The sequence below is a fragment of the Candidatus Manganitrophaceae bacterium genome (assembly GCA_012960925.1).
Lineage (GTDB): Bacteria > Nitrospirota > Nitrospiria > SBBL01 > JAADHI01 > DUAG01.
This window is the reverse complement of record DUAG01000057.1, coordinates 19,928-32,411: the sequence shown is the minus strand read 5'-3', so window position 1 is coordinate 32,411 and position 12,484 is coordinate 19,928. Positions and strand designations below refer to the sequence as shown.

General features: G+C 46.0%; 13 protein-coding genes. All 13 read left to right on the top strand.

Annotated features, from left to right (window positions below):
• Positions 1-277: 277 nt before the first annotated feature.
• Positions 278-1,081: a phosphatidylserine decarboxylase gene (locus tag EYQ01_09325; GenBank protein HIE65989.1), complete on the top strand. Its 804-nt coding sequence runs from the start codon at positions 278-280 to the stop codon at positions 1,079-1,081.
• 212 nt (positions 1,082-1,293) lie between these two features.
• Positions 1,294-1,935 (top strand): hypothetical protein, encoded by a 642-nt coding sequence (locus EYQ01_09320; protein ID HIE65988.1) that lies wholly within the window; start codon positions 1,294-1,296, stop codon positions 1,933-1,935.
• A 30-nt stretch (positions 1,936-1,965) separates the two neighbouring features.
• Positions 1,966-2,631 carry a methyltransferase domain-containing protein gene (locus EYQ01_09315; protein HIE65987.1) on the top strand — a complete coding sequence of 222 codons (666 nt, stop codon included), beginning with the start codon at positions 1,966-1,968 and terminating at the stop codon, positions 2,629-2,631.
• 410 nt (positions 2,632-3,041) lie between these two features.
• Positions 3,042-3,464 (top strand): DUF4399 domain-containing protein, encoded by a 423-nt coding sequence (locus tag EYQ01_09310; GenBank protein ID HIE65986.1) that lies wholly within the window; start codon positions 3,042-3,044, stop codon positions 3,462-3,464.
• A 149-nt stretch (positions 3,465-3,613) separates the two neighbouring features.
• Positions 3,614-4,117, top strand: a complete 504-nt coding sequence (locus EYQ01_09305; protein ID HIE65985.1) for a flavin reductase — start codon at positions 3,614-3,616, stop codon at positions 4,115-4,117.
• A 51-nt stretch (positions 4,118-4,168) separates the two neighbouring features.
• The gene (locus EYQ01_09300) at positions 4,169-5,032 is read left to right on the top strand and encodes a hypothetical protein (protein HIE65984.1); all 864 of its coding nucleotides are present in this window, start codon (positions 4,169-4,171) and stop codon (positions 5,030-5,032) included.
• Positions 5,033-5,259: 227 nt separating this feature from the next.
• Positions 5,260-6,393, top strand: a complete 1,134-nt coding sequence (locus EYQ01_09295) for a hypothetical protein (GenBank protein ID HIE65983.1) — start codon at positions 5,260-5,262, stop codon at positions 6,391-6,393.
• Between the two features lie 261 nt (positions 6,394-6,654).
• The gene (locus tag EYQ01_09290; GenBank protein HIE65982.1) at positions 6,655-7,146 is read left to right on the top strand and encodes a DUF3015 domain-containing protein; all 492 of its coding nucleotides are present in this window, start codon (positions 6,655-6,657) and stop codon (positions 7,144-7,146) included.
• A gap of 131 nt (positions 7,147-7,277) precedes the next feature.
• Entirely contained in the window at positions 7,278-9,203 is a 1,926-nt protein-coding gene (locus EYQ01_09285) for a DUF4105 domain-containing protein (protein HIE65981.1), read from the top strand.
• On the top strand, positions 9,169-9,900 hold the full coding sequence (locus EYQ01_09280; GenBank protein ID HIE65980.1) for a hypothetical protein: 732 nt from the start codon (positions 9,169-9,171) through the stop codon (positions 9,898-9,900). Before EYQ01_09285 ends, EYQ01_09280 begins: the two co-directional genes overlap by 35 nt.
• Positions 9,901-10,090: 190 nt before the next feature.
• Positions 10,091-10,750: a hypothetical protein gene (locus EYQ01_09275; GenBank protein HIE65979.1), complete on the top strand. Its 660-nt coding sequence runs from the start codon at positions 10,091-10,093 to the stop codon at positions 10,748-10,750.
• Between the two features lie 266 nt (positions 10,751-11,016).
• Positions 11,017-11,859 (top strand): MBL fold metallo-hydrolase, encoded by an 843-nt coding sequence (locus EYQ01_09270; protein ID HIE65978.1) that lies wholly within the window; start codon positions 11,017-11,019, stop codon positions 11,857-11,859.
• Positions 11,860-11,902: 43 nt separating this feature from the next.
• Positions 11,903-12,298, top strand: a complete 396-nt coding sequence (locus tag EYQ01_09265; GenBank protein ID HIE65977.1) for a cobalamin B12-binding domain-containing protein — start codon at positions 11,903-11,905, stop codon at positions 12,296-12,298.
• Positions 12,299-12,484: the final 186 nt, after the last annotated feature.

The following is a 12,484-nucleotide window of genomic DNA, read 5'->3' as shown; positions in this document are numbered from 1 at the left end:
CCTCCTCGACTGTTTCCTCTATACAGCAAAACAAAAACATTTCTGATATAAGCCTGCTTGATCTTTGACCCTCACCCGATAAGCTCGAAAGCGGAAATAAGGGTTTGAAAATCGTCTAATTTTTGATATATTATCCGTCGATCCTTCTTGGTGTTCGCCCTTTTTGTTGTTTTGGAAGGTTTTTTGCGTACAAAATGCCAGGATATTTTCCGGTAGGCATATCAGGATTATTTACTTTGTCATTATTGTCACGTAGATAAAGGCAACTGCAAAACAGATGAAGTCTGTTAGTCAATTTATATATTCTTTTGCCGGTTTCATCTCCGTCCAGATTTGGGGACGCTTAAGCCGTTCAATGCAATTTGCGATATCTGCACTTATTGCGAGGTTGTATAATACGCGCCTTTCGGCGTTTCTGATTAGGCCCTATTGCTTGTGGCATTATGGAAACCCAGATTATCATCAGGGCTTTCTCCCCGGGAACGGGGCCCAGCATTTCAAAACATTTCAAGAATTCTTTACGCGTGACTTCATTGAGCTCCCCGAAATTAATTCAGGTGCGATCTGGCCTTGCGAGGGTTATCTGTGTGAATCTGGACAGACCGAAGCGCTGTCAACCGTCAAGGTGAAGGGTGAAGAGAGGGAAATCCCCAGTATTTTTGGGAGAAAAATACCAGGAGAGTCTTTTTTTAGCAACGTTTTTCTTCATAACAATAATTATCATCACATTCATGCCCCGGTGTCCGGGAAGATATTGCGTATTGTTCGTATACCGGGGGAACTTCTCCTGCTCAGGCCCTGGGCCTATAAAAATAACCCTTCACTTCCCGCATTGACCAATGAGCGGGTCAATGTGGATATCCTGGATCGCAAGGGTCGGGAGTGGTTGCTTTCCATTGTGGGTGGGCCGCTCGTGGCCACCATACGGCTTCCTGAATACCTGCGTATCAACGCACCCATAGAAATCGGTCAAAAAATCGCTACCTTCGAATTAGGCTCGACCTGTTGCATGGTTTCGCCAATTGCGCCTGAAAACTCAGTTGGGTCCCGTATTCAGATGGGAGCGCCTTTTGAGCAATGAGCAAACAGCCACTGTTCGGTTTAAGAATTAAGGAAGCTCTGATTAAGTCTGGGTTGAGTTTTCAGGAGATCTTATGTTTCGATTGAAGGCGAAAATCGCAGAGGATGGTTCTCGCGAAGCCATAGCCTGCTATATTCAAGATTTGCAACGCAGAAGCGGGATATTTTTGCCCTGAAAAAAAATTCATGACTTACTCAGAGGTTCCTTAAAGGATGTCCGGTCCCTTATTGCTACTCATGGTCGGGGTCATCAGCGGAATCATTTCATCCCTTCCAATCGGCCCTACAAACCTCTGGATAGCAAATGCGCTGCTGCCGCCTAAAAAGCCCCGGTTAAATCTATTTTGTTTTGTCAGCGCCATTACCCTGATGGACACCCTCTATGCGCTTATTGCTTTTTGGGGATATTACAGTTATTTGCGGGAAACGGCTTTTGGTGTTGGTCTGGGTTTCGCAGTTGCCCTTGGTTTGATGGCCTTGGGGTTTTATGAAATTTATGACAGCAAACGGCAGGCAAAATCAGAACAGGGGACAGTCTCTCCGAACTCTCCCTCCAAAATCGTAGGGGATTTTTTTCTCGGCATTCTTCTTGGGGCTAATCCGACCTTTATTCTCTACTGGCTGGCGGTCGCCCATGCTTGTAATGATTTTGGCATTGATCACCTGGATACAGGACTCGCCTTAGTGATTTGCCTTGGAGTTGTTTTTGGCGATGCCCTTTGGTACGGCGGCTTAATCACACTCCTCGAACGTGGTTTACAACTTATTTCCAGCACTTTTATTATAAGACTACGGGGCATGATAGGATTTGGGTTTGTGGCGTTTGCGCTAGTATTAATTTATAAAATGTTGTAATGAATTGTTCGCGCGAAATGGAAGAATAATATGGGTAGTTCGAAGTTGACTCCAGAGAGTAAGTCGTCACTGCTCCCTCACTGGGATGGCAAGGTTTATACGCGTTATGCGGCTCGGTTCTATGATAGGGTGACCATCCTCAGCGGCTGGCGTAAAAAAGTAATCGGATCGGCCCTGAAAGATTTATCCCATCGAACCGAAAAACCGGGAGATCAAGAACCAGCCAGATTACTGGATGTTGGTTGCGGGACCTGTTTTGTTCTGAACAAAGCGGTGGAAAGCGGGTTTGATGCCTTTGGCCTGGACTCGTCGACAGGGATGCTCGCCCAAGCTCCTTTGAAACAGACGGCCTTAAGTAATCGTTTGATCGCTGCGAGCGCTGAATCACTGCCCTTCCCCAACGGGTGTTTTGATGTTGTCATCGCTTCAGGGTCTCTTGTTCATATTCCCGCGATCCTGGCGGCAAGTCGTGAAATCATGCGTGTTACGCGGCCGGGCGGTACCATACGGATCATTGATCATGCCCGTCCTCGCAACCCAGGTATCTTCACGCCTATGTTCAGCCTATTTTCTCAGCTTTCAGGTGATATCATCCATGATTACGCCCATTACTTTTCAGACAATTGTCACTTTGAAAAACAACTCACCCTGGGGCGAGGGGGCTACTTGCAGTTGTTTGATTTTGTAAAACGATAATTGATTTGGATATGGTACCTGGAAAAATGAGGAGGCGGGGATCCGATGAGTGATAAAGTACGCCATTCCGGCCGGCATTCCAGATCATGGATCGACCGCAGACAGTCGAGAAACCGGACTATAAAGGAGTTGAACGCCGTAGTGGTCGAGAAAGAAGATCCATCAGAGACCGGATCATCATAGAGAAGTTGTCTGGATTTCATGATGCAAGTATGATGCGGGTCTTCAGCTTTCTCGCCTTCACTGGAGCCCGATTCCTCGCTCCAGTGAAGGCTCGGGGTAGCAATAAACTAAGGATTGACGGGAGAGGGAATGGGCTATAGAATGGCAAAACATTGAAAAGGGGCATATTGTAAGTCCTTCTCGCCATCAAGTGTGGGTATCGTCTAACTAACAAAAGGAGGTTGTCTATGGTCAGAGCAGGTTTTTGGGTGCTGGTTTCTTCATTTGTGATGTTCTCCTCCATGGCGTTTGCGCGGACCCCGTCACCCGAGTCCGCAAGAGTTTATCTCATCTCTCCCGCGACTGGAGAGGCGGTGGGTCCTTCGGTAGCGGTTAAATTTGGTTTGCAGGGCATGGGTGTTGCCCCGGCGGGTATTGACAAGAAGAATACAGGCCATCATCACCTCTTGATTGATCTGAAAGGTCTTCCTGCATTAGATAAGCCGATTCCTTCAGACAAAAATCATAAGCATTTTGGAAAGGGGCAGACGGAAACAACATTAAAGTTGTCGCCTGGAAAACACACGCTTCAGTTAATCCTGGGGGATAAGTCTCACGTTCCTTTCGATCCCCCGGTGGTATCGGAAAAGATTACGATATGGGTCAGATGATATATTGAAGAACCCCGCCGCAGAGCGGTCAGGATTCTCCGACCCGATAGGAGAAAGACTTCATTTATTCGCTCGCTGACCTCGCTCTGGAAGGGCGAGGATTGCGCTCACTATGCGTGTTCACTTGGAACTGAAAATGGAGGTTTGATGTGGATAAGGACACCAAAAAAGCTGTGCTTCGGATGATTCCGTATGGGCTCTATGTCCTGACAGGTGAAACGAAAGATGGTCGTGTCGCTGCGGCAACTGTAAATTGGGTGACTCAAACGGCTTTTGAACCGCCGCTTGTCGTCGTTGGCGTCAAGGCGGATTCGGGTGCCCATGCTGTCATTAAAGAGGCCGGGTCATTTGCTTTAAACATACTTGGAAAAGGGCAGCAATCGCTCGCCTACGGATTTTTCAAACCTGCGGAGAGAGAAGGAGATACCATTGGTGGACAGGCGTTTAGATCAGGTAGTACGGGGGCGCCGTTGCTGGAGAGCGCTCCGGCCTACGTCGAGTGCCGGTTGATTGAAACGATTGAAAAAGGAGATCACTCTATTTTTGTAGGAGAGGTCATTGACGCAGGCCTCCTGAAAACCCTGGAGGGTCGTCCGGATGATCAGACCTTGACGCTCAAAGACTTGGGAGAGAAGGTCTTCTATGGCGGTTGATAACGTGCCGATTGTTCTTTATCTGTCATGATAAACATGGAGGTTAAACCAATGAAAAGAAATGTTCTTATCTTGCTTGTCGCACCGATACTGCTGCAAGCATGTGTCGGCCTGGGGAATAAAGGTCATGATGTTCATGGACCGGTTTCTGATCAAGTGATTGCTAAGCAGCATGACATGCTTGCAATAAATACTGAAGGTAAAGGGTTCGGGCCTCAATCTCCGCGTGATATAGATTCAAATGGTGGTAATAACGGTCGCGCATTCAATGCTGCGCCCGCGTATACAGCGATGAATCTCTGTAATATTCATTTTCATAAGAACGCTGAACACAAGGGTGGTGAGTTTACCAAGTACGCTGGTAATGGTGATGGACACGGATACCAGAGTGGTTACGCGTATTCTGGCAATCTGAGCGAAGCAGAGCTATCGCCATTTAACATCCCAGGTAAACACGAGGGTCTTTCCTCTGGAGATACGATTGAAGTTCACTACGTACATTCAACCGCACAGATCAAGCCAGGCCCAACTTTGGGTGCTTGTCTAAGTGATTCGATCATGAATCCTCAGTTGCGGGTAGAGACTCAGATATATGTTTTAGTCAATGACGAGAATGCTCTCGACTTCATCGCATTGACCAAGCACGGCCTGATGATAAATGGTCTACACAAAGCATTCAATATCCCGGACAATACTGGCACTCCTATTCAGTACGCTGGATCAACGACGGGGCCGGGATACAATGAAAAAGGCTCTCCTTTGCAAGTAACCTGGAGTGTTCGCCCTAAAGTCGCCAAGGTGAACATTAAGACTGTCGGTGAGTGGTTGAAGGGCAATATTTTCAATGAAGATCATGCCCACGGTGTAAGGAACCTTGTTACCAATTCGGATCTTCTTTCACAAATCGAGCGTTAGTCTAGGCTGCCTGAAAAGAAGCCCTATGATGGTAGTGCCTGTTCGCCCCTTGTATAGAAGTACGCTTAAGGCAAATTAAAAAACCTCCGATGCTCCGGGGGTGCTATGGAGTTTAAATGTACTAGTGAGGGCGCCTCGGTTGTCCTGATGGATTCTGGCCTTGTCTTGCACGTGACTTGTCGGTTGGCAGTTTCGAACCTATGGGAAATTAAAAAAGGGGAGGCGAAATGAAAAAGGGTTTAATTCTTGCGGTTCTGATGTTGACGGTTTTCTTCCCGGTTCGGGGTCGTGCGGCCGAGACGAGGTTATTGACCGAGGGGGATGGGATCCGTATCGGGTATGATCAGGGCTTCCTGATCCAGGCGGGTGATAAGTTTGAAATGAAATTCGGGGCGTTCCTGCAATTTCAGTATCTTCACCGGGACAATGATTTTCCGGCGACGCAGGATATTTCAACCTTCAAGGTTGCCAAAGGGCGTCTACGCTGGACGGGTTTTATGTACAATCCCAATATTCGTTATGTGATTCAGCTTGAGTTGGCAAACGGGAGTGCAAATAAGAATGTTTCCTTGAAGGATTTTGCGATCAATTTGAATCTATACCCAAACGCAAAATTCCGAATTGGCCAGTTTAAGATCCCCTTCAACCGGCAGCAGCTTGCATTTTTCGCTGATCTACAGTTTGTTGATACCTCCATTGCCTCTAAAGCGTTTAATGCCAATCAGGTCAATGCGCGTGATATCGGGGTCCAGGTAAGCGGAGCATATTATGACAGTACACTCCAATATTGGGTCGGCCTCTTTAACGGAAATGGAATAAATAATGATAATGACCACACAGGCTTCGTGACCATGGCTCGGGTCGTCTATAATCCCTTGGGCAAGATGTCCATCTCAGAATCAGATGTCGCCAATTCAAAAGACCCGCTTCTTTCAGTGGGTATTGGCGTTGCCTACGACTCAGCACACGATTTTGGACCTCCAGGCCCTCCAATAGGGTCGACATCTTCCGCAGAGACAATCGCCTTGGAATTTGCCTATAAACATCGCGGGCTTTCCGTTCAGGGAGAATACTATACCCGGGATGATGACCTTACCCCGGATGCCGACGGATATTATCTTCAGGCTGGGATTTTTCTTGTCCCGGGGCACATTGAGATCGCAGGACGGATTGCAGAGATCAATTCCGATACTCCGAACAATGATCAATCTGAGCTGACGGTTGGTGTGAACATCTTCTTCGATGGCCATCGCCATAAACTCCAGCTCGATGTTTCTTCTTTTGAGACAGAAAATGCAGGGCCACCTGCTCGAGAAGATGATGACGAGCAGATCCGCCTTCAATATCAGGTTTCGTTTTAATCGCTTTTTCTTGAGAGTTGTCCGCCCGCTTTAGCCTAAGAAGAGGTGAGTGGGATCGTTTGATGACGGGTCATTTTGTACGAAGAGAGAAACCGTCGCTACAGAATATACCGCTTAACAGTTGGTTCTTTCCTCTTGACAAACCCTGAGCGACTTCATAGAATCCCCCTGTGGGATATTTGTCTAGAGTATAACTACTGTCTGAATATACCCGAAGCACCTAATAAATCAGAGAACGAAAACAACGGAAGGAGAAAATCAATGAGAAGGTTTTTTATGATGGCTTTTGTTGGACTGACACTAACTTTTGCTTCGAATAGCTTTGCTGCAGGATATGGTGCAGCAGGGTGTGGTCTCGGCTCTATGGTTTTTGGGAATGAGCCTGGAATTATCCAGATTTTTGCTGCAACCACGAATGGGACTTCTGGAAGTCAGACATTTGGCATTACTTCAGGTACCTCTAATTGTGATGCAAGTGGTATTATCCTGGCTGAACGTGAAGATGATCTCTTTGCCGCGCAGAACTTCGACACCCTCACCAAAGAGATGGCTGTTGGTAATGGGGAACACCTTGATACGTTGGCAGGTCTGTTGGGCTGTCCGTCAAGTCAGAGGGCAGTATTTGCTTCATTTGTACAAGAAAACTATGAAGCGATCTTTACCAGCGATCAGACCACTGCAGATGAAATGCTCCGTGCAGTGAAGGATGGGATGTTCCGTAACCCTGTCCTTTCTTCTTCCTGTAGCCTGTAATCTACTGATCGGACCCTTGGGGATACTCTCACTGCTAAAATCTGAAAGCAGGCGAGGGCATCCCCTTTTTTATTTTCAACTGACGATTCCCTAAAGATTCTTCATTGATGCAATCATTCATAAGAAAAATAATGATAAATGATTGGCTGCTTGTACTGGCACTTATTGTTCTCTTTTTATTGCCAAGAGAGTCCGATCTTTTTGCAGAAGGTTTAGATCAAGAACATTACCTCCAGTCCCTCATCGACCAAGCCACCGAGAAGCGCTTATCTCAGCAACGTTATTGGCATCTTCTCCTGCACTACAAGAAGTCCATTTTTGGGAAATATGAGAGTCAGGAAGATGGACTCTCTTTTTTCAATTCTCCGGGAGGAAAATCAGATCCTCAGGCGGAACTGCTTGCAACCCTGTCAAGTTTCTTCAAAAAAAATGAGGGCTTCAAAAAAGGCGAGAAACACCCGCAATGTAATTTTCCTGCCCGATTCAAATGGCTTTCAAAGCAACTTTCTTTCGATACAAGCCGGTTTCCGAAACCAGCTTGTAGCCTTCTCGAAGGGTGGTTGGAAGAATTGAACCCACGCCGTATCACCTTAGTTTTTGCGTCCTATTATATGAATAATCCCGCTTCCATGTTTGGGCATACCCTATTACGGATTGACACAAAGCGGGAAGGGCCAGATCAGTCCCTTTTGAATTACGGAATCAATTACGCGGCCACGCCCGATACAGATAATCCACTCATGTATACGCTTAAAGGACTCTTTGGGTTCTTCAAGGGAAGGTTCTCTGTTTTCCCGTATTACACCAAGGTACAGCAATACAGCAATATTGATAACCGTGACCTGTGGGAATACGAATTAAATTTCTCAGAGGATCAGATGAACGATTTACTTCTCCACTTGTGGGAACTGGGTGGAAATTATTTTGACTATCTTTATTTTCAGGAGAACTGCTCCTATCATCTTCTTGCCCTGCTCGAAGTTGCCAATCCGGATCTACATTTAACCGACTCGTTTTTCTATCACGTTATTCCTGCAGACACCATAAAGGTGGTCACCCGCAATGACAACCTTGTTGTAAAAAGAGTCTATCGCCCTTCGCTTCTGAGTCAGATGAACAACAAAAGATTAAAGATGACTCCGCCCCAGGATGCAATGTTGCAACAACTGGTAAAAGATTCATCCTGGTTAGAGAGAGACGAATATCGGTCCCTTGAGATCTCGGATAAGGTACTTATTCTAGACACATATCTTGATTATGCTCAATATAGAAATATGAGAAACAGGAAAGAAGAAAAGGCTCCTACGGAGGGGGATCGTAAAATTCTCTTAGCGCGGAGTCGTTTACGATATCAACGTCAAGACCAGGGAATGATCCAATTTTCGACACTCCCCGAACTGGGCCATGGGAGCGACTGGCTCAAGATCGGGGTCGGTCGTTCCGCAGGTCAGACATTTGAGGAGATTTCCTACCGGCCGGCCTACCATGACCTTCTTGCAAAAGATATTGGTTATGGAAAAGATTCACAAATTCTGTTCTTAGATTTGACTGCGAGATACTATAATGATCTTGAGGAGACCAAGCTTGATCGCTTAAAAATTATAGAGATTATTTCGTTGACCCCTTATGATCGATTGCTTCAAAAAAAATCCTGGCGGTTTGGCTTTGGGATTGACTCGATCAAAGATTTCGACTGTCACTTCTGTCATTCGTTTAAAACGTCGTATGGTCTGGGTTTTTCATACAAATCGTCATATGCCAACCCTTTTCTTCTTTACGCACTAGTAGATTCTGAAGTGGAATTTTCAAAGCGACTGGACCATGACTATCGTGTAGGTGGGGGGGGGACGATAGGTCTCCTTCTTGACCTGACAGAAGATTGGAGGGTACAGATTTTGGGTAACATCCTCGCCTTTCCGCTCGGACATGAATCCGATTATTATAAGGTTTCAATAAATCAGAGAGTTGCGCTGACCCAACACTCCGATTTAAGGGTTGAAATGAGTCAAATGGAGGGAAAAGATGAATGGGTGTTATCAGGGAACTATTATTTTTAGAAAGAATGAAGTTTTGAGAGATTTGAAAAATGATGGAGTCATCTCTGTCACAATGTTTTATACCGTAATGCTATTATTATCCTTCCTCTTGTTGGCGTGTGTCAGGACAAGTTATTCCAGAGATATCCATTTTGGGAAAAAGATGGTCAATGTATCCGGACTGTCCGATGTGGATCTCCATAAACTTAAGGAAACGATCGAACACTTAAGGACACTTCAGCCGGACAAGATGGAGATAAATGAGGAGGTTTATAAGCGGCTCAGCCATTTTGAAGAAAGATTTGGTTTTCCATTTAACGGGGAGAAACTTGTACATTGGCTTCTCAGCAGAGTCCAAACATTTTCATATCGAAATACCTGGACAGTTGCCATTAACCAGAATAAGGGGACATTTTTTTTAGGAGATGCTTTTTTTAATGATTTAAGCGAGTTGGAAAGGCTTTATCTTTTGATCCATGAGGCGCGCCATTCTGATTCCGGTGGTTATAAGCACATCAAGTGTCCAGAAGGGTTTGTTTTTATCTCGGCGGGTCAACCCAAAAAAGATTTACAAGAAGAGCTTGCCTGCGATGAAAGTGGTGACGGAGCATATGCATTTCAGTCCGCGTTCTTATTCGAGTTGTTTGCGTTCGGGCTGTTTGACAAGAGAGAAGTGGGGTTGCTATACAATAGCTCTATATCCAGGGTCATCAGGTAAAGGATGACTTTGTAGCTGTTTTAGTATGCAGGAGACAGGAATCCACAGGTGTTCGTTATCGGTTTCTAGATGCTGTCTTAATCATTTCTGAAATGATTATTTGGTGTGGATTTTCTTCATTCTGCTCCCCATAAACGGTTTCAGAAGTTTAATAAGGAGTGGTCAATGAGCCTTAAAAGGAGAATTGGTTATGAAGAAGATTATTGCTTTTTTTATGGGGTTTTTTCTGTTGACCGGATGTGCAACTATTTTTTCCGACGGAAAGGATGTTATTACATTTGATTCCAATGTTGATAAAACCAAGGTCTTTTTTGATAACAGCCTCATGGGAGAAACTCCGCTTACCCTTTCTGTTGACCGAAAGCTACAAAAGATTCAGCTCCGATTCAGCAAAGAGGGCTATCAAAGCCAGGAAATGCGTCTGGCCCACAAGTTCAACTTGAATGCAGGTGTGATTTTGGATATCACCGGAACCGCGACGTCTTTAACACCGGGGGCAATAGATGTTTTAAGCGGAAACCTGATCAAATACTCGCCGACTGAATACCATATCGAAATGGTTCAAAATATATCCGGTGATCTCAACTTGTTTCGCAATCGACTTGCGTCGATGCGGTATACCGCCCACAACTTTCTCAGTATTCGGCGAGAACTGTTAGCTGGAAACGGAGATTTTTTGGACAGCCTACATGCCAGTTTCCGCATACCTCTACGACAAAAGGAAATGTTTGATGAAATCCTCCAGAAAAACTTAAAAATGCTGGTTACTTCAGATAATGGCTTGGAATTCTGGAACCGTCTGAATCAGCTGATCAAGGACCATCCTACCTTGAAAAATTACGAGTTATAACTAAAGATAGTGCTCGAAAGGGATGACGGGCTGTCTCGTTGTTTTGATTCTTTGAAAGCTACAAGTTTCCAATTTGGTCGCTTCTGCGTGGTTCGTCTCCGTTTAGTTTTCCAGGTTAAAAGAACCACAATCATCTAATTTTCTTCTGCCCCTCCAGGATGTTTCCAACCCAATACGCCGCTTTTTTCAAGCCCTCCATACATCACTTTAAGTTATAAGTCATGACTTTGCGCTTATACCCCTAAAAGATTATAATAAAAAGTGACATGAAGCTCGGACAATTTGAAATCTACCCGATTACCGATGGTGTGCTTCGCCTTGATGGCGGGGCGATGTTCGGTATTGTTCCCAAGGTTCTTTGGGAGAAACACCATTCTCCGGATGATCTAAACCGGATCAAGCTTGAACTGGGATCGCTTCTGATCAAAGCCCATGGTTTTAATATCCTGGTCGATACCGGCATTGGGAACAAGGGGGATGAGAAGTTCAATCAGATGTATGGGGTTGAGCGGCAGCCCTCACTTGAAGAGTCCCTGTCACAATTCAATCTCTTGCCTGGAGACATTGACCTAGTGATCAACACGCATTTCCACTTTGATCATGCCGGCGGGAATACCCGGAGGGATGATCGGGGAGAAGTCCATCCGACTTTTCCGAAGGCCGCTTATTTTATACAAAAAGGGGAGTGGGAGTTTGCAAACAAGCCGAATGAGCGAACCCGTGGAAGTTATCTTCTCGATAACTATGAGGTCTTGCCCAAGGCCGGGCGGCTGAATCTCCTCGAAGGGGATTCTGAGATATTAAAAGGGATCTCTGTGATCCGAACCCCGGGTCATACACCACATCATCAATCAATCTTTATTGAATCAAACGGTAAAAAGGCGGTTTTTCTGGGAGACCTGATCCCAACGGCTTCCCACATTCCTCTTCCCTATATCATGGGCTACGATCTCTTTCCTCTGACCACGCTTGAGACAAAACGGAAGCTTCTGGAACAGGCTGCGGAGGAGCAATGGCTTTTAATCTTTCAGCATGATCCGAAGGTCCGGATGGGATATGTGAAGAAAGTAAAGGGCCGTTTTCTTCTGGAAGAGGTCAAAAATGCCTAGAACGGTTCAGAAAAAGAACTCAGGAAATGCTCGCCGGATCGACATGCCCAAAAGGGTAAGAATCCTCCTTGCAAAGGTGGGTCTGGATGGGCATGATCGTGGGATCAAGGTGGTTGCGCGAACCCTCCGCGATGCCGGAATGGAGGTAGTCTATCTGGGTCTTCATAATACACCCGCCGAAATTGTCTCCTCTGCGATTCAGGAAGATGTAGATGGGATTGGCCTCTCAGTACATTCTGCCGCCCACATGACCCTCTTCAAAAAGGTTAAGGCCCTCCTAAAGAAGGAGAGTGCGGAGGATATTGCCGTCTTCGGAGGGGGAATTGTGCCGGATGCAGATATTCGTGCCTTAAAGAAGGCCGGGATTGGTGAGATCTTTACCCCGGGCACGACGATGGAGGAGATCGTCAAATCTGTAAGAGAATTGGTTCGTCCTTAACCTTCTTTTTCTTAAGCGAAGCTATGCTGATGGAGGTGTCACTATTCAGGGTGCCTCTATTTTGGCTTCGCAAGACTCATCCTTCAGGGCAAGGCGTGAGGAACACAGAACCGGAGCGTATATTCCATACGTGAGGATTCGAGTACCACAACAACGCAGTCCTGGAGGAAAGGAGGGGTGCGCTGG